Genomic DNA, 18,342 nt, shown 5'->3' on the forward strand with positions numbered 1-18,342 from the left:
GCGCCTCGTGCCGATGCCGGTATACAAAGGCGAATGGCCGCCAGCCCCCTGGTCGGAAGCCCAGGAATCCTACGACCTGCACAGCGCCTGGGCCAGTGGAGATACGGACGCGCTGGCGTCGTTCTACACGCAATACCCTGACGGAAAACCGCCCAAGGTACGCGGCGCCCAGTACTCCAACGGGGTGGTCGGGCGCCTAGCGCGCTGGTTCTGGGGCCGCCCGCCGCAACAGGCAACCAAACGCCTACACGTCCCCGTCGCCGCAGACGTGGCCCGCACTAGCGCGGACCTACTGTTCGCCCACCCGCCGACATGGGTTTTGAGCGAAGGTGACGCCACCAATCTCAAAGCCGCACAAGCGCGCCTCGAACATTTACTCGGCGGCCCCGACGCTATCGCCACCTTCCTCGAAGCCGCTGAAACGCAAGCGTCCTTGGGAGGCGTCTTCTTGCGTTTGGTCTGGGACCGTGACGCCACCGACAAAGTGATGCTCACCGCCGTCGGACCTGATGCCGCAATCCCAGAGTGGCGGTACGGGCGCCTCGCCGCGGTCACGTTCTGGACAGTCGTCGCCGAGGGCAAGGACGGCACCTGGCGACACCTGGAACGCCACGAACCAGGTCGCATCTTCCATGCTCTCTACGTCGGCGACGGCGATCACATCGGCCGGGCCATGCCGCTGGAGTCACTGGACTCGATGAAGTGGGCCGCGGATCTGGTCGACGGCGACAACTCGATTGCAACCAACGTTGAGGGCTTGACGGCCGCTTACGTGCCAAACGTTCGCCCGGCGAGGAAATGGCGCAACGTTCCCGGCCTGTCCTCTCTGGGGCGCTCCGATTTCGAGGGCATCGAGCACCTTTTCGACGCATTGGATGAGGCGTACAGCTCGTGGATGCGCGATCTCGATCTTGCGAAGGCGAGATTGTTCGTGGCCGAGGCGGCACTGGAGAACCACGGCCCCGGCAAAGGCTCGTCGTTCGATCCCGAACAAGCGATCTTTACCGCTGTCCCCGGTGAGGCTTTGCTACCTGAGGACGGCCCGAACCAGTTGGTTCAGGCCCAACAGTTCCTGATCCGGCACGAGGAACATGCCGCGACGTGCCAGGAGATCCTGAACAGAATCCTGGTATCGGCTGGCTACAGTGTCGGCGACTTCGGTGACGACAAGATGGCTGCCGCGATGACCGCGACGGAAGTTGTTGCCCGTAAAGATCTTTCGAACCGTACGCGGGCGCGCAAAATCCTGTATTGGACTTCTGCGATGGCGCCTCTTGCCCGGACGATGCTCGCATTGGACCGTCTGATCTATCCCGAGGGCGACGCATTCGAGATCAAAGCAGACCCGGAAATGAAGTTCCCAATCCGTGTCGACCAGGACCCGATGCAGCAGTCGACGACGTTCGCGAATCTGCGTGCTGCTCGCGCGATCTCGACTGAGCAGGTGGTGCGGGAACGCAACCCGAACTGGTCTGACACTCAGATCGATGAAGAGGTCGAGCGGATCAAGGCCGAGGACGAGTTGCAGGTTCCAGACCCGGATGGCGGCGATTTCGAGCCTGCCACGGAGGAGCCGCATAGCGACCTGCAAGGCGATGTCGATCCCGATGCCGAAGCGCTGGACGAGGCGGCCTGATGCCGTTGACCCCGTCGTTCGGTGATCGTCGCGCGGGTGTCGTGGTCGCACTGTATCGGCGGGCTGAACGCAAACTGCTGGAGGGCTTGGCGAAGGCTGTAGCGCCAGGTGTGGGCCATCTGCTGGTGTGGATGCGCAGACTCCTGTTGCGGTTCAGCCTCTACCGGTCGCAGGTGGATCGACTCATCGCCGACCTTGACCGCGAGATGGAACCCGCTGTCGTCGCAGCGCTTATGGGCGCATGGCGTGACGGGGTTTCCGCTGCCGCCGCCGATCTCGACGATTTCGATGATGCCGCCGTTCCTGATGAACATGATTTGCGGCGTCTGATCGATGACACCTTGTCTGCCGTCCGCGAGACTCACCGCCACGTTCCAGGCGTCATGGGCAACGTGTACCGCCGAATCATCGATGACGCGGTGCAGGCTGAACGGTCGGGCGCCAACATTGATCGAGCGCAGGCGGTGCAGCGCGCACTGGAGGCGTTCGCCCGCCGTGGCATCACCGGGTTTGTCGATGTGCGTGGCCGCCGCTATGACCTTGTGTCGTATGTAGAGATGGCTGTGCGGTCGGCTGTTTCGCGCGCGGAGATCGACGGCTATTTCGCGCGCCTGGCGGCAGCAGGGCATGACTTGTTCGTCGTTTCTGATGTGGCGGGTTCTTGCCCGTTGTGCCGCCCGTTCGAGGGTCGAACCATTTCGATTACCGGGTCGACGGCTGGTGCGATCACCCGAGACAACAGTTCGGGCCGCACTGTCACTGTGACGGTCATGTGTTCGTTGGCCGAAGCACGCGAACGCGGCCTCTTTCACCGCGCGTGCAGGCACACGCTCAGGGTGTGGACGCCAGATGACCCGACCCCACCCCGTGCGACACGAGTACCCGGAGAAATCCGGGCACGCCGTCGACGGCAACGCGACCTGGCACGCCGAGTACGCGAACGCCAACGGATGGGTTTCATAGCCCAATCCTGAAATTCTTCCCGCCAATTCTGGGCGGGTAATGACCCCCGACCAGTTTCGGGGGTTTCGTCATTTCAACACCGTTTCGGCCGGGTGCCATTCGGTGTTTCACACATGTCCGGGAGACATTCATGGCCGACGAAGCCACCCCCCAGGAAAACCCCACAACTGAAAATACTGTCACCGAAACCGTTGCGACGGAAACGATGGACAGCACCCCGGAGATCGGTGCCGATGTACAGGGCACCGAAACCGAAACAACTGAATCCCCGGCGACCGAGCCCGAAAAGGCCGTCGAGAAGACGTACGACGAAAAGTACGTCCAGAAGCTGCGCGATGAAGCGGCAGCGAATCGGGTCAAGGGCAACGAGAAAGCCGCACAGGCGGCGAAAGATGCTGCCGACGCCGCGCAGAAAGCTCTCACCGAGCAGATCGCCCGCACTCTCGGGCTGATCAAGGACGACACTCCGCCCGACCCCGCTGACCTGCTGAAGCAGGCGCAGGACCGCGAAGCAGCGCTGGCCGCTGAACGCGACACCGTGGCCGAGAAGCTCCGCAACTACGCACGAAAAGACGCCATCACCGCCGCCGCCTCCAAGGTGGACGGCGACCTGGCCTCCCTCCTCGATTCCCGCACCGTAAACGCGGAAATCGAAAAACTCGACACAGATGCCGACGATTTCGCATCCCAGGTGGAAGCACTCGTTTCTGCGGCAGTCGAATCCAATCCGAAGCTGAAGAAGACGGTCGCCCAGGTGGCGGCTCCTCGAAGCGGCGGCGACATGTCCGGCGGCAACGCCTCCCCAAATTCGACCGGGGAGAAGGACATCGATTCCTTCCGGCGAGATTTCCGCGCCAAACGCGGATTCGCTGACTGACACCGAATTCAAGGAGCCTTAAATGGCGAATACCCTTCTGACTCCGAGCGTCATCGCTAAAAAGGCGCTCGCGAATCTCTACGAAAACCTGGTCATGGTTCCCCTCGTCTACACCGATGTGTCGAGCGAGTGGGGCGGCCAGAAGATCGGCTCGACGGTAACCATCCGCAAGCCGGCGACCTTCACCGCGCAGACCTTCAACCCCGCCTCGCCGTCGATCACCATCCAGAACGCCACTGAAACCAGTGTCGCGGTCACCCTGGACAAGCATCGCGACGTCTCGTTCGCGATCACCGCCCAGGATCTGACCCTGCGCCTGGAGGACTTCGACGAGCAGCTGTTGGCCCCCGCCTGCGAGGCGCTGGCCCAGGAAGTCGACAAGGCGATCATCGCCCAGGCCAAGGCCGACTTCACCGCCTTCGCCGGCACCGGTACCGGTTTCGAATGGAACAAGCCCGAATCGTTGATCGAAGCGGACCGGCTGCTCAACATTCAGAAGGTGCCCACTTCGGAGCGTTCCGCGGTGGTCGGTCCGACTACTCGCGCGGGCTGGTTGAACTCGGATCTGATCAAGCATGCCGACAAGGCGGGCGACAATGCCGCGCTGCGTCAGGGCTCGATCGGCAACGGCATCTTCGGCTTCAACGCCTTCATGACTCAGAACATTGTGCAGCCCGCGGGTTCGCCTGCGACCGGCCAGCCCACCACCGAGGTCGGTCTCGCGTTCCACAAGACCGCGCTGGCTTTGGCGTCGGCTCCGCTGGCTCTGCCGCGCTCGAACGAGTGGGGCGCGATGGAGTCCTACAAGGGTCTGTCGCTGCGCATCGTGTCGGACTACGACATGGATCTGAAGTCGGATGTGATCTCGGTCGACATCCTGTTCGGCACCAAGACCCTCGACGCCAACCGTGGCGTCCTGCTGCGTGGCGCTCTCGCCTCCTGATCCGTGACACCTACGCCGCCCGCCTGACCGGTGGGCGGCGGGTGTTCGGTTGCCCCTCAATACTTTTGGAGGACGGTAGTGCACTACTACCAGTATTTGCATGACCCGGAGTTCGTGATCGAATCCGAGGAACCGCGCGACGATCTGCTGGAGTGGGCTTACTGGTCCGAGATCGGAGCCGACGAGGCCGCGAAGGCTTTGCCTGCGTCCAAGCTGGAACCGATCATCACTCCTGAGCCTGAGCCTGAGCCTGAGCCTGAGCCTGAGCCTGAGCCTGAGCCTGAGCCTGAGCCTGAGCCGAAGAAGGCCCCCGCAAAGCGGACTCCACGTGCAGCCAAGGCGGCAGGGGACGCGTAAATGCTCACCTACGCCGCACCAGACGATCTGATGGACGGCTGGCTGGACGAGGAACCCGAAGAAGCCGAGGCTACTCGCCTGATCCGTGCCGCTTCGATCCTCGTCCGCAAGGCAACTCGCTGCGACATCTACGAAGTGGATCCTGCTGGTTTGCCAGTGGATTTGGACATTCTGCATGCGATGCGGGACGCCACCTGCGCACACGCCTCGATGTGGTTGCGCGCGGGTATCGACCCTGACGCGGGGACTGCCGGCCGCACGGTGGCGATCAAATCGCAGACCGCGGACGGCGGCAGCGTCACCTATGCGGACGGCCCGCAGATCGGCGAGATCGCGGCGTCGCTGCGGGCATTGTCGAGCCAGGCGCTCGACATCCTCCGCAATGCGGGGCTGGCGTCGACAAGGCCATCGACATGGTGAACTACGCGCCCCCAACCTATCCAGCAGGCGTCATGCTCACCGTGGTTCGCCGCGGCACCGCGAACGCCAAGGACTGGCAAGGCGACTACGTCACAGCCACTCCCGACCCGCATCAGATCGGCCCGTGCGACCTGAAATGGCTGACCGACACCGAGGATACGTCGAAAGGCGAGGTTCTCGTCCGGTCCGCCCAGGTCACAGCGCCCGCCGATTCGGATGTGCTGGATTCGGACACGATCCAAATCCCCGGCATCACCGGCGAGTTCGTGATCGACGGCGCGGTCCGTATCTCCCCGAACGGGTTCACAGGCTGGTCTACCGGGAAGCGGTTCAAGATCGCGAAGGACGGGCCGAATGGAATACGACGGTAGCGATTTCGACCTGGACACCACCTATATGCGGAAGTCGGACGAACTCACCGAGTTCGTGCAGGAGATCGCCGAACAGGGCGCCGACCGCTGGGCGACCCGAGTGCGGTGGCGGACCGGATTCAACGCCACCCATATCGAAGCCCATTCCGGCCCAAGCGAATCCGGCGACATCGAAGGCGTCACCTACGCATCGGGCTACTACGCCCGATTCAGGGAGCACGGCACCCGCTGGAACAGGCCCGAGCATGTTATGCGCGACTTCATTCGAGATGTGGAGGGTTGATGCCTCTACCTCCGTTCCCCGCATTCGATGACGTCATGAAGGCGTTGCTCGACGACATCGCGCCCGTCGTCACGCACGAGGACGACGAGATCCCGCCGCCTTACATCTACGTCACCCGCGTCGGTGGCCGAGTCGATGATGCCGCAGACAATCCGATCGTCGACCTCGAATATGTCGCCGAATCGCGCGCCGAGTCCAAGACGCTCAAATCGGCTGGGCAGGAACGCATTCTGGCGGCAGGCAACACGGCCCCTGGCGGCTACTTGATCGACGTCGCCGAGGAAAACCCTGGTGGCGGCGGGCAATACATTCCGCCGTCGCAGCGTGACCGCCGCGGCGTGACCGCCACTGTGCGCCTCTCCTATCGCAGGCCGCGCGCCTAGCCACTCTTTCACACTTTCACGCCACCCCGCCCCTCGTTGGTGCCGGGGTTCTGTGGCGTGCCCACACAAGGGATTTATCAATGGCAGCAGTAACTTTCGAAGAGGTCGCGGCCTGGAATACGTCGCTGATGCGGCGCGCCAACAAAGGCTTCGTTCTGATCGGCGACGAGGACGCGACCATCCCCGCCGCATTCACTTCCGGCGTCTCGGCCGAATTCCAGGAACTCGCCGATTTCCGGTCGCTCGGATTGATCGCCAAAGACGGGGCGCCGACTTTCCGCCCCGAGGTCCAGTCGAACGATGTCGAGTCGTGGGGTGCTCTGGAGCCGACCCGTACCGACATTCTGGGCATGAACCTGTCGGTGACGTTCACCGCGCAGGAAACGAACAAGGACACCTTGTCGTTGCATGCGGGGATCAGCCTTGACGACATCGTCGCCGACGCGACGACCAAGGAAATCCAGTACAACAACCCCACCTCGCCGGCGACCCGCTACAACCGGTTCATCTTCGGCATGGTCGACGGCGAGGGCACCAATCAGGTGCTCATCCTGAAGATCCTGCCGCGCGCGACGGTCTCCGAGATCGGCGAGCAGTCCTGGTCGCAGGAATCGATCCTGACCTACAACTTCACGTTGAAGGCCAAAATTGACGAAGACCTCGGCTACTCGATGAAGAACGTGATCTGCGGCCCGGGTGTCGCCGGGATTCTCGCCGACATGGGCTTCACCGCCACCGCGCACATTCCGGTCATTTCAGGGCGTGCGCCGTCCGGGAACCTGGCGACCGCTGGCGGCGAAATCCTCGTCCTGTCCGGCGACCACTTCACCGGCGTCACGGGCGTCACTGTCGGTGGCACCGCTGTTCTGGACTACCAGCTGGTCGACGACAACACCCTGTCGATCATCACCCCGGCCAAGAGTGCGTCCACGGTCAACGTGGTCGTCACCAACGCGACCGGCCCTTCGGCGGGCTTCTCCGTCACCTACGCCTGATTTCAGGCCCTTGATCGTCGTCCCGCGCGTGATTCCTGGCCGCGCGCGGGACGGCTTCGCCTCCCCATTCTTCGCCAGGACATCCAAGCCAGGAGACATCTATGGCTTTCACTCCCGTTCGCATGGCAGACCGCGAAGGCCGCGTGTGCCGCGTCGGCTCCGCGACCCAGCGTGAACATCTGCTCACTCAGGGCTATCAGGTCGTCACCGAGCCCGAGCCCGAGCCCGAGCCCGCCTCGGTCAAGGCCGAGCCGAAACCTGCGCCGAAACCGGTCGCCAAGACCGAGCCCGCAGACGCCAAAACCAAGTAACCACAACACTTCCAGCCAGGAGTAGACATGGCAGCCCCCAGGAAACCCGCCGCAAGCACTGAAGTAGAGGCCCCCAAAAAGGGCCGCTACGCGACACTGCGCGACGAGGCCCGCGGCAAACACAAGCCTTTGCCTCCGTACGAGTTCGATGGCACCGAGCCGCCGACGCTGATCAGCGCACCCGACACTGTCGAACGCGCTACCGCTCTGGCGCGACTGATCGACTCCAAGGGGCGCGTCAACGAACGCGACGTCGTGCCGCTGTTCGAAAGCGTTTGCGGGCCTGCGTTCGACGCGGTCTGGGATGTCATCAAAGACGAGCCGATGGAAGTTCTCTTCCCCTTGTTCGCTGACATTAACAGCCACTTCGCTGCCATCCCCGAAGAAGGCGACGACCTCCCGGGAAACGCCTAGCCCTCGTACTCCTGTTAGAGGACTACGGGGAAGAAATCGAATACGACCTCCAGGATTTCCTGGGCGTCGATCTGGGCGAATTCTTTCGAGGCGATCGACCGTGGGGGCAGCTGTACCGGTTCTTGCGGCGCCTGCCCTCGCACGGCTGGTATCACTCCGCGCTGGCAATGAACGAAGACGTCGGGCGCATGAGGGCCGAGCAGCCGTTGCCGATGCCCGAGGATATCCCGCCACCGACACCGCACGGCTACAGCTTCCCGGTGTTGCTGCAACTGCGAATCATCGACTTGCAGAAGGAAATCCTGCGCGCCCTGCCAGCCATTTTCGGCGGCAAACTCGGGCCACCCTTCCCGCCCGAACCGCGCCCGATGACCGCCGAAATGCGGATCCGGGATCAACGCGAAACCCGCAACGTCCACTCCGTCCTCAGCCAATTGGGCGTCAGATGAATTAAGGCGGTGGGCGAATGGCGACATGGCCCGCATACAACGCAGGTAGCGCGAGAATCGGGATCCGTCCTCAACTCCATTCGGCGTTTCGGACCGATCTGAAGCGGCAACTGAAGCCGATCAACGAGACGTTCACCGTCTTCGCTGCCCCCCAGCTCGCCAAGGGCTTCAGGGTCGATCTGCGCACGAAGGTCGCGACCGCGGCGAAGGGTATCGACGCCAAGATCGACATCACCCCGAACCTTCGCCCGAACTTCAAGGGTGACCTGCGGACGAAGCTCAATACCGCCACAAACGGGATGCGGATAGACATCGAAACCCGAGCCGTCCTGGCGCCCGGTTTCCGAACCGATCTGCGGTCGAAGCTGAGCACAGCGACCGCTGGACTCAACGCCAAGGTTGGCGTCGACGTCACCACCACGGGCGTCAAGTCGAAGATCCGCAACGCAACCAAGGGGCTCGCTTCCGCGAAGATCCCCGTGGATGTCGACGTGACGCAAGCCAACTTGCAGTTGCAGACATTCCGCACCGCGCAAGCCGCCATCCCGCTGACCATGAACGTCAACGTGGATACCGCGCTGGCGACCGCGCAACTCATGGCGTTGCGTTCGCTGGCGTCGGCGGTCGGCACACAGGTCGGCGAGATCGGTTCCGATTCGGTAGCGGGCGGTCGACGTCGGCTCCGCGGCAACCTCATCACCCGCCCGATCCGCGCAATCAGACTGCAAATCGAAATCGACAAGCAGTCCGTCGCCCGCGCGGAAGCCAAATTGGCGAACGTACAAACCCGCCTCTCCCAGGCGCGTGATTCCCAAACCGATGCGGTCGGCCGTCTCAATGAGGCCGAGGCGCGCCACAACGAAATCATGTCGAACGGCAACTCGACAGTCGCCCAGCGCATCGCGGCAACAAACCGTCTCGCCCGCGCACGCCGCGCAGCATCCGAAGCGGCAGGTCGCGTCACCGGCCTCATGGGCGAGGAAGACACATCCCGCCGCAACGTCGATCGCGCAAACCGGGACCAAAACAGCTTCAGGCGCATCGGCCGTCTGGCAGCAGCAGGTTTCAACGGGCTCACGTCGGCGATCGGCGCCACCGCAGAAAACATGCTGTCGCTGCGCAATCTCACCAACATCGCCACTGTCGCCCTCGTCGGTTTGGCCGCCGTGTCGCTGGTGCCGCTACTCGGCCAGCTGTCCCAAGCGGCGGGCGTTCTCGCACTGCTGCCTACTGTCGGCGCGGCTGCCGCTGCCGTGATCGGGACTCTCGCTGTCGGACTCAACGGCGTCGGCGATGCGTTCTCTGCGGCGAAGAAGGCTGCGGATTCGGCTGACGAGGATCAAGCCGCATCGGCGAAGAAGGTCCAGTCGGCTGAACGCGGCATTGTGTCGGCTGAACGCGGCGTGCGTGATGCCCACAAGGCCACTGCGTCGGCTCAAAAGGATCTGACCAAGGCCCGCAAGGACGCTGCCGAGGAAATCGACGACCTGAATCGGGCATTGGGCCGTGTCGCTTTGACGGAAGAAGCCGCGGCTATCGCGGTCGCTGAGGCGCAGCGCGAGCTTTACCAGACGTTCATGGATCCGGATTCGGATGCCATTGACCGGGCGCGCGCCCAGAACAACGTTAAGCAGGCATTGGCTGATCAGGACGACCTGCGCCGCTCGAATCGCAAGCTCGCCGAGACGGTTCAAGAAGCCAACGAAAAGGGCGTCGAAGGCTCGGACGCGGTCGTTGAGGCCAAGGATCGGGTCACTGCGGCACAAGAGGCCGAAAGCGATGCGACACAAGCCCTCGCGGACGCCTACGAGACTTTGGCCGAAGCGCAAACCGAATCGTCGAAGAAAGCTGATGCCTTCAACGAGGCGATGGAGAAACTGTCGCCCAACGCGCAAGCGTTCGTCCGCGCGATCCTGGATCTTCGCGAATCGTACGGCGGCCTACGTCGGGACGTGCAAGACGCTCTGTTCGACAAGCTGGGCGACTCGATCACCAGCCTCGCTAACAAGTCTCTGCCGACCCTCAAGGACGGCCTGACCGGCATCGCTACCGAGATCAACCAAGGCGTCCGTCGCGCCATGGCGGACTGGCAGTCTGATGCGACACAGTCCACGCTGGCAACGATTTTCGATAACGTCAAGAATTCGGTCGGGTCTGTCGTCGACGGCATCAACAACCTGGTCATCGGGTTCCTGAATCTCGCCTCTGTGGGCTCGGAATTCCTGCCAGGCATGTCGACGAGCTTCGAAACCTTGACTCTGAAGTTCCGTGAGTGGACCGAGAACCCTGAGAATCAGGAGAAATTCCGCAACTTCCTTCGCGATTCGCTGGACACCCTGAAGCAGATTGTTGGCATCGCCGGAAAGATGGGCGGGCTCGTAAAGCGGATCTTCGGCGGAAGCGATGACGTCGGCGAAGGCTGGCTTGTCTCGATTTCCGAAACTCTCGACCGATGGAACAAATTTCTCGACACCCCCGAGGGGCAAGAGAAAATGCGGAAATTCTTCGAGGGCGTCAAGAAGACCGTTAGCGACATCGCGGGCGTGCTCTCCACGGTTGGTCGCTGGATTGACAAGATCGACGGCTGGAACCTTGGCGAGAAGGCCAAGAACTCACCGCTCGGCATTGTCAGCACTTTGACCGATGACGACAAGTCGAATGTAGACAAGGCCAAAGAGACTGGTTCGAGCCTCTGGAACAATGTTGTACAGGGAAATTTCGCGACCAGACTCGGCTGGAAGGTCACGGGCGAACCCCTGGTCGAAAAGGCAAAGGCCGAGTGGGGGATAGCAGGAGACCTCGGCTCTGGCGTCGGTGACTGGATACAGGGGCAAGGCCAGCGGGTCGCCGATAATCTCCCCGGCATAATGGTCAATTTCAAGAAACTCGGAAACCAGTTCACTACTTTCGGAACTGATGGCGAGTCAATGAAGACGAAAGTGGGCGATGCGTTCACTAGTCTCAAGCTCTCCGTCGGCGAGTTCCAAACCGACTGGGGCACGAAATGGGACACCGTCAAGACTGTCGGCGGCGCCGCTATCGACCACCTTGTCGGCGACCAAGTGCTCGGCAAACTGACCACGAAATTCGAGGGACTTCCGGGCTGGTTCGATGGCATTGTCGCGAAAATCGGCACCGCCTGGGATGCCTTGCCTGGAAAACTCGAAGGCCCGATCAATTCCGTTATTTCGACGCTCAATCAGTTCGGCGAAATGTGGAACAAGGTCGCTGACAAACTCGGATTGCCGAAATGGGATCCGATCAAGTCTGGCACCGGCACGGCATCGAGGACGCCCAACCAGTTCCGGCCGGTTCCTGGACGCGCTCGGGGTGGTCCCGGTGGCCCGTACGTGTCGGGCCGAATCGACGGACCCGGCAACCGCTGGAACGACCAAGCAGGCGAATATCGCCTTGCTCGCGGCGAACACGTCTGGACGACAGACGAAGTCGAAGCCGCGGGCGGACATGAAGCCATGTATGCGATGCGCCGCAATGTCCTCGCGGGCGGCGGCAAACAGTCGCGCGGTGACGGTTTCGCCGATGGTGGCGGCATCCGCCAAACATCGGATCCGCTCGACCCGATCCAGCTGCACCTGTGGGATCTCGTACGCAACGCGATCCCCTCGGCGGTCCTGACCTCGGGCAAACGCTTCGCCGACGTGGGGAGTGGTTTCGACCTGCACATGCAGGGCAAAGCCATCGACCTCGGCGGCCCCATGAAGCAGATCGCTCAATGGATCTACCGCACCTATCCGCAGAGCGCGGAGTTGATTCACTGGCCGCTCGACGGATTCCAGAACATCAAGAACGGCTCACCGCTCAACTACGGCGCAGCTACCAACGATGCTCATCGGGACCATGTCCACTGGGCCGCAAACGACTTCCTGACGCAACTGTCCGACGAGGATAAAGCATCCCTGTTCGATCGCGTCCGGTCCGGGCTCGGCGGCCTGTTCTCCAGTGGCCGCGGACTCCTGGTCGAGAACCTGGTTGGCAAGCCGCTGCGTGGAATCGCCGACAATGTGCCAGAGATCGGCGGTTTAGGCGAGTTCGGCAAGTTCCCGAAGGCGTTCGCTCAGAAGATGGCGCAAGCCATCACCTCATGGGTGTCCGAACGTTTCGGCGGCTCCAGCGATTCACCCACTGACTATGACCTATCCGCAGGTGTAGAGCAGTGGCGCGACATGGCGAAAGAGGCCATGCGCAGGGTCGGGTTCGACGCAGACAATGACCAGCAAGTCAACGCGATGCTGGCTCAGATCCAGTCGGAGTCGGGCGGCAACCCGAACATCGCCCAGCAGATCACCGACATCAACGGCACCGGTGAACAAGCAGGCGTCGGGCTACTCCAGGTCATCCCGGGCACCTATGAGGCGTACCGGGATCCTGAACTGCCCAACAACCGTCGAGACGCGTTCTCGAACATGGTTGCGGCACTGCGCTACTACAAGTCACGCCACGGCGACGACCTCACCAAAGAGTGGGGGAAGGGGCACGGGTACGACCAGGGCGGCGTGTTCCCGCATGGCACGTTCGGATTCAACATGTCCGGGTTGCCCGAGGCGGTTCTAACGAATCCGCAATGGAAGCTGTTCACGGACTTCGTGAACAAGGTGCCCGGATTCAACAACCGCCTGCAAGCCCTCCCGCAGCCACTCGGCGGCGGCACCAACCCTGACGGCACACCAGGCACCTTCGGTGTCCCGATCACGCCCGGTGTCGACACGTTCGAGAAGGTCTTCGAGAAGGGCAAGGAACGGTTCGAGAACGTCGGCAAAACCGGCTTCGACGACCTCGTTTCATCCACTCTCGGCCCGCTCGGACTGCCGGATCCACGGTCGCTCATCCCGTCCGAAGTCGGCGCCTACAAGGACACGTGGGACAAGTGGCAGGTCGCACGCGCGGCCTCGGCGCAAGCCTCACAAGCCCTCGCCGATTCGGGATACCAGGCGGCACCGTCGCCTGTCGGCTCCGCGAATTCCGTTGTGCAGTCCGGCGGCAGCAATGGGTCGATGACGTCGAACGACTACTCGACGACGATCAACATCCAAACCGCTGATAACGCTGACGCATTCCGCAGGGCACAGCAGATCGCGGATCTCCGCGCAATTCAGCATGCATAGGGGCAATCGCAATTGATGCGTGATTCCGCCCGGATCGACATCTACGGTGTGGACGGCTCGCATTTCGTCATCAACGGCCCGGGAACGTCGGAAAAGCTCTTTCTGCAAACAGACATTAAGGGAATTTTCAGCGCACCCGTCGTGACGCGGCGAAAGTCGAGCGCCTACCAAAAAGGTGCGTCCTACGAGGGCAAAACATACAACCAGCGGGACATCACCTTTGGTGTGAGCATCAAAGGTGATGATCCCGCCGACTGGCAAAACCTCCAGGATCGCTGGAATGCGGCCTGGGACTACGAGAAAGACCCTTGGGACCCCGATTCGACTCTCACAAAGATGTCGATCACTACGCCATCCTCGGGAACTCGCAGCCTGTGGCTGGCGAAATCGGACACGGCGGCGTTCGAGTCGAAATATGACCCGCACATCACGCGAACCTCCGTGCAGCCGATGGCAGTGGTAGCCGATCAGCCATTCTGGTTTGAAGACAAATGGGAGAACACCCCCTACGACTACTTCGAGACCGGTTCATCGGGGACATCTGAGGGCTTCGTCTCGATCGTCAACCCAACTGATCAGCCGATGTGGCTGCAATGGGTCGTCACTCGTGGCACTTGGACGCTTGCCGACTTCTCATGGACGGGCAAAAAGCATCACCGAGTGCCAGGCGGGGCATACCCGAATCGCAAGATCACCCTGCCCGAGCTGACCGCCCTTGAGGGCGGCGCGCGGATCACCCTGTATCGAGACAAGTTGCAGGTTCGCGACTGGGCGGGCACGAATCTAGCGGGACGAATGAACGGAATATCGTTCCTCCATCGCATTCCGCCGAAGACGCCTGAAACCAATCTCCCCGTAAAGGTGGTGGGGGCACCAGTTGGCGGTGCCCGCGTGGAGGTCTACTGCAATCGCTTATGGGAACATTGCTGGGAAAGCCATTAGGCAGCTTTCCTGGCGGCCTTCTGCCTGTCGCGATAAGCCGCGCTGCGGATATTCGCGCACGGGCGGCAGTGTCTCTCTGGGCGTTGCGACCGGTCTCGGCGTATATGAATGACGGTGTTTGTTGCGTCGTATGCATGCCCTCGCGGGCAGTGTGTTTTATTCGCCTGTCTATTGCGGCCATGGCGGACGGCATCGATCTGGTTCTCGTTGCGACTGTCATAGCGCAGATTTACTAGCCGATTGTCGCCAGGGTCGCCATTGTTGTGGCAGGTGTCCATCCCCTCCGGTCGCGGCCCTACGAAAGCCTCCATGACCAGATGGTGGACAGGTCGAATTCGGGAATCATCACCAAGTGCGTAGCAGATTCCGACGCCCCTGTAGCCCTCTTTAGCGCCTGTTGCCTGCTTGAGAATGCATGACTTGATCGTCTGCGGTCGCCCATTGGAGCGAACAACAACCCGAGCCTCCGCTCGCACGCGGCCTTGGTTTGAGACCGAGTAGCGCCCCTCCGCGCCAACGACTGGCAGCCAAATTTCTTCGGTCGAATATTCGCCCATCCCCGCCGTATCCATGGCTCTAGTTTATCAAAACGTGATCTGGCAGCGCTTCGTATGCGCTGGTAGGAGCATTGGAGTTGATTGCATGTGACCGATTTATCAACTCTTTCCCTCGAAGAACAATGTCGCGAGATTTGGAATGTCACTCTCGCGGCCGAAGAGGCCGACAGGCGGGCACGTCTAGAGCCGCCCGTGATGCGGATCTGGACCGCGGATTGGAATCTGCAAGGAGTCCTCAACAGCGAGTATGTCGCCAACTTCCAATGGATCGATAACGACGCTGGAACTGGACTTACTGAGATTCCGCTCGATGACGATCTCGCCAAATGGATCTGGCAGGTCCGTCAACGCATCGACGCAGGCGAGAAACGCCACGTCTACATCACCGTCGAGAAAGACGGTGCGCAATGGTCGGGGCGAATCTTCGATCACGGTGTCGAGAAACGCGAAGACGGCACACGAGTGCTGTCGGTGCGCTGGATTAACGACTTTGACCTGTTGCGCAAATATCTCGTCTGGTGTAATCCCTTTCTGCCCGATTTCGTCCAGGCACCGCACGCCTTTTTCGTACCTGGCCCGAGCATTTGGAGCCTGAAGACCTGCCTGTTCCTGAACGTAATGCGTGAGCAGGAGTCGTTCTACGAACTCGATGACGATCCCATGGATCAAGGGTCTGTCGGAATGTCTAACTGGAGTGTTGTCGTCAAGCCGACAACGTTCCTGGACGACTTGAACGCGGGCACTATCTGGTCGGTCCCGAACAGTCGTTTCAAGTACTGGACCGACATGTCGAAAGACATCCTCGAAGACGCCCAGTTGAGCATCCAGATTCGCCGGTTCATCGAGGGCGAGGATGAACAGCCGATCGCGGGCGAAACACTCCGCAACGGCGCGCTCGTCGTCGACATCGTAGACAAGTCCGGCTACTACACCGACACCAGCAATGGCGGCGACCCCTTCACGGGCCTCGCCAGGACGTTCGCGCAGTTCGCTGAGGACTTCATCGACGAGGTCATCGAAGACGTCGTCGACCCGGCCGCGCCTGATTCCTACAAGGTGCCCGGTCAACGCCTGACCGACAAGACATGCCCATACGTGGTGTATCTGGAGGGCGAAGAGACTGGGATCGAGTCCGGGAAGTTCACTGCCACACCAAATTCGGCGATTCAGGTGGTCGCGGGCGGCCACTCGATGCCGTTCGTGAATGAGCTGATCTCGGCGGCGATTCAGACCGCGGGCGACCTACTGGCCGCAGCCGTGGTCATACCCCCCATTGGCGGGGCGGTCGATGCCGTCGCCCAAATCTTCTACTGGGACAGCCTGTTTGCGTGGATGCACGCGAGAAGTGCTGGGCGAGTAGCGAATTCGGGTTGGTCCAGACCATTCGAAGTGATCGCGGCAGACGGCGACCGAGCGTACACGCTCGAAGCGCTGCTCTCTCTCCGCAAATCGCTGCATGAGACCCGCTCGTACTTCTCGCACGAGATCAACATTCGTGACGGTGCACCGTGGTTCATTGGCGACCGAGGCAGAGGCCACTTCTTCCTCGGCGACCGCATCGGCGCGCAGGTGATCGGCGACTACGGCACCACCATGTTCGTCGACGACCACACCATCTACGTCGATCGCGTCCGCGAGTTGACCCTCGCATGGGATCGCGAATCGCCGCCCGAATGGGTCGCGACCATCGGCGACCAGGAAAAGAACAAGGACCGCGGGCAGCGCGCACTGGGAGCTATCGCCAATCTCGGCGGACTCGTGCAGCAGTTGGCCGTTCACGGCAAGTAGGCCAGGAGCAGGAATGTCTGAAGTCGATCAACTGCCACGGTTGAAACCAGGCCAGTTCCCCATGCAGGAGCTTGTCAATCCGGACTGCCCCGAAGAGGCGTTTGTTTGGATGTTCAGTGGCTTGCCTGGCATGAAGGGTGCGCCATTGCCCTTTCCCATCGAGTACCTGAAGCAGGTATCTCGCCGGATGTGGGATTGCGGCGCCCGACCGATGGGTTCGACTGTCCCGCCCGAGCAAACGATCAAGTACGAGTTGCCGCGGAATACGGACCCGCACTGGCTGACGAGTCCGGGGGTGTGGGTGCCCATCGACGCGCCTGACCGTGAGCGGATCGACTTCAAGGAACTGGTTCAGACGCTTCCGCAAGATGCGAAGCGCAAGTTTGCGGAGGCGTTGGGTTTCGACCCGATCGCCGCGGTTCCTGATGATCAGCGTTTGGCTGATGCGCCTCCGAAGCCGATGAAGTACGGCAAGCCGTCACGTGACGGTGCATCGGTGAGTAATGAGCCTACGCGCGATCCGGGCTTCAATCCCTGCGTTCACACTGTCGCTGACGTCCTGGCCTACCTGGAGTCGGTCGACGAGAAGGAACGCGACCGGGTGCTGTCTGTTGAGCGCTACTTCGCCAACAAGCCCCGCAAAACCATTCTCGACAAGTATCCAAAGCTGGGAGTCTGACATGGCTTGGACAGGTGACCCCACATGGCTCGCAGACGTATTGCGCGCCGAGGGGTTGAAGGTAATCGAGCAAGGCGCCTGGCTGAGCAGCGGTCACGACGACTTCTCCGACATTCGCGGCGTCCTGTGCCATCACACCGCAGGCGGCGGCACCAGCGATTGGCTGATCGTCCAGAACGGGCGCCCAGACCTTGAAGGACCACTCGCGCAGCTGGTCCTGGAACGCGACGGCACTTTCCGCGTGATCGCGGCGGGCGTCTGCTGGCATGCCGGCCGCGGCTCATGGCCCGGTTGGCCGACGAACAACGCGAACTACCACACCATCGGCATCGAGGCTGTGAACAGCGGCACCGGTTCGCAGGAATGGCCCGCTGTGCAGCTCGACGCTTACAAGCGTGGCTGTGCCGCGATTTTGCGCCGTATCGGCCGAAGCGCGAATGACTGCGTGGCGCACCGCGAGTACAGCTCTGAAGGCAAGATCGACCCGTATGGGATCGACATGGACGCCTTCCGTCGCGACGTTCAGAAGATTATCGATCAGGATCCGGGAGGCGACGAAATGGCGTTGCAGGAGACTTTCAAGAACTACAAGGGCGAGACCGTCACTCTCGGTACTGCCGTCCGTTACATGGATGAGTACATCAACCAGATCCGCGAGCAGTTGGGCGGACCCAAGCCGTTCGCTGGATGGCCGCAACTTGATGACAAGACGGTGGTCGATTCACTGGCGGATGCTCACCGCAAGATCGACGCCATTACGACCGCAATCAACGGGCTCACCGAGTCTTTCGGCTCCAAGGCCGCGTAACTTCCCAGCACTCGCCTTACAATCCCCCGGTGACGCATTCACG

At 61.7% G+C, this 18,342-nt stretch carries 19 protein-coding genes; 18 read left to right on the top strand and 1 reads right to left on the bottom strand.

Annotation, left to right across the window (positions count from 1 at the left end):
* The first annotated feature begins 13 nt into the window (after positions 1-13).
* The 15 genes from DAT37_RS25140 to DAT37_RS25205 all read left to right on the top strand — a co-directional run bounded on the left by DAT37_RS25140 (position 14) and on the right by DAT37_RS25205 (position 14,467).
* Entirely contained in the window at positions 14-1,636 is a 1,623-nt protein-coding gene (locus tag DAT37_RS25140) for a phage portal protein (RefSeq protein ID WP_109527255.1), read from the top strand.
* On the top strand, positions 1,636-2,610 hold the full coding sequence (locus tag DAT37_RS25145) for a phage minor capsid protein (RefSeq protein WP_109527256.1): 975 nt from the start codon (positions 1,636-1,638) through the stop codon (positions 2,608-2,610). The genes DAT37_RS25140 and DAT37_RS25145 overlap by 1 nt, the downstream gene beginning before the upstream one ends.
* A gap of 119 nt (positions 2,611-2,729) precedes the next feature.
* The gene (locus DAT37_RS46470) at positions 2,730-3,476 is read left to right on the top strand and encodes a hypothetical protein (RefSeq protein ID WP_157978670.1); all 747 of its coding nucleotides are present in this window, start codon (positions 2,730-2,732) and stop codon (positions 3,474-3,476) included.
* 22 nt (positions 3,477-3,498) lie between these two features.
* Positions 3,499-4,419, top strand: coding sequence for a P22 phage major capsid protein family protein (locus DAT37_RS25155; protein WP_109527258.1), 921 nt, complete (start codon positions 3,499-3,501; stop codon positions 4,417-4,419).
* Between the two features lie 78 nt (positions 4,420-4,497).
* Entirely contained in the window at positions 4,498-4,776 is a 279-nt protein-coding gene (locus tag DAT37_RS44270; RefSeq protein ID WP_157978671.1) for a hypothetical protein, read from the top strand.
* The gene (locus DAT37_RS25165; RefSeq protein ID WP_157978672.1) at positions 4,777-5,196 is read left to right on the top strand and encodes a head-tail connector protein; all 420 of its coding nucleotides are present in this window, start codon (positions 4,777-4,779) and stop codon (positions 5,194-5,196) included.
* Complete coding sequence (locus DAT37_RS25170) at positions 5,190-5,567, top strand: hypothetical protein (RefSeq protein ID WP_109527260.1); 378 nt, start codon at positions 5,190-5,192, stop codon at positions 5,565-5,567. The genes DAT37_RS25165 and DAT37_RS25170 overlap by 7 nt, the downstream gene beginning before the upstream one ends.
* Positions 5,551-5,850 (top strand): hypothetical protein, encoded by a 300-nt coding sequence (locus tag DAT37_RS25175; protein ID WP_109527261.1) that lies wholly within the window; start codon positions 5,551-5,553, stop codon positions 5,848-5,850. The genes DAT37_RS25170 and DAT37_RS25175 overlap by 17 nt, the downstream gene beginning before the upstream one ends.
* Positions 5,850-6,233: a phage tail termination protein gene (locus DAT37_RS25180; protein ID WP_456320125.1), complete on the top strand. Its 384-nt coding sequence runs from the start codon at positions 5,850-5,852 to the stop codon at positions 6,231-6,233. The genes DAT37_RS25175 and DAT37_RS25180 overlap by 1 nt, the downstream gene beginning before the upstream one ends.
* Positions 6,234-6,313: 80 nt before the next feature.
* Positions 6,314-7,228 carry a phage tail tube protein gene (locus DAT37_RS25185; protein ID WP_109527263.1) on the top strand — a complete coding sequence of 305 codons (915 nt, stop codon included), beginning with the start codon at positions 6,314-6,316 and terminating at the stop codon, positions 7,226-7,228.
* A gap of 101 nt (positions 7,229-7,329) precedes the next feature.
* Complete coding sequence (locus DAT37_RS44275) at positions 7,330-7,539, top strand: hypothetical protein (protein ID WP_157978674.1); 210 nt, start codon at positions 7,330-7,332, stop codon at positions 7,537-7,539.
* Positions 7,540-7,566: 27 nt separating this feature from the next.
* Positions 7,567-7,953, top strand: a complete 387-nt coding sequence (locus DAT37_RS25190) for a hypothetical protein (RefSeq protein WP_157978675.1) — start codon at positions 7,567-7,569, stop codon at positions 7,951-7,953.
* Positions 7,954-8,120: 167 nt separating this feature from the next.
* Positions 8,121-8,402: a hypothetical protein gene (locus DAT37_RS25195; RefSeq protein ID WP_157978676.1), complete on the top strand. Its 282-nt coding sequence runs from the start codon at positions 8,121-8,123 to the stop codon at positions 8,400-8,402.
* A gap of 17 nt (positions 8,403-8,419) precedes the next feature.
* Positions 8,420-13,525 carry a hypothetical protein gene (locus DAT37_RS25200; RefSeq protein ID WP_109527266.1) on the top strand — a complete coding sequence of 1,702 codons (5,106 nt, stop codon included), beginning with the start codon at positions 8,420-8,422 and terminating at the stop codon, positions 13,523-13,525.
* Positions 13,526-13,540: 15 nt separating this feature from the next.
* On the top strand, positions 13,541-14,467 hold the full coding sequence (locus DAT37_RS25205; protein ID WP_109527267.1) for a phage tail family protein: 927 nt from the start codon (positions 13,541-13,543) through the stop codon (positions 14,465-14,467).
* Here DAT37_RS25205 and DAT37_RS46475 read toward each other — a convergent pair.
* Positions 14,464-15,039, bottom strand: a complete 576-nt coding sequence (locus DAT37_RS46475; RefSeq protein WP_109527268.1) for an NUMOD4 motif-containing HNH endonuclease — start codon at positions 15,037-15,039, stop codon at positions 14,464-14,466. The two genes, DAT37_RS25205 and DAT37_RS46475, sit on opposite strands and share 4 nt — an antisense overlap.
* A gap of 72 nt (positions 15,040-15,111) precedes the next feature.
* On the opposite strand from DAT37_RS46475, the gene DAT37_RS25215 reads away from it, so the two are divergent.
* From DAT37_RS25215 to DAT37_RS25225, 3 genes are read left to right on the top strand one after another with little or no spacing between them, the layout of a single operon-like run.
* Complete coding sequence (locus DAT37_RS25215) at positions 15,112-16,812, top strand: Gp37-like protein (RefSeq protein ID WP_157978677.1); 1,701 nt, start codon at positions 15,112-15,114, stop codon at positions 16,810-16,812.
* 13 nt (positions 16,813-16,825) lie between these two features.
* Positions 16,826-17,491: a phage gene 29 protein family protein gene (locus DAT37_RS25220; RefSeq protein WP_109527270.1), complete on the top strand. Its 666-nt coding sequence runs from the start codon at positions 16,826-16,828 to the stop codon at positions 17,489-17,491.
* 1 nt (position 17,492) lies between these two features.
* Entirely contained in the window at positions 17,493-18,299 is an 807-nt protein-coding gene (locus DAT37_RS25225; RefSeq protein ID WP_109527271.1) for an N-acetylmuramoyl-L-alanine amidase, read from the top strand.
* Positions 18,300-18,342: the final 43 nt, after the last annotated feature.

Origin of the sequence: Nocardia aurea, assembly GCF_003123685.1 — a bacterium.
Classification (GTDB): domain Bacteria; phylum Actinomycetota; class Actinomycetes; order Mycobacteriales; family Mycobacteriaceae; genus Nocardia; species Nocardia aurea.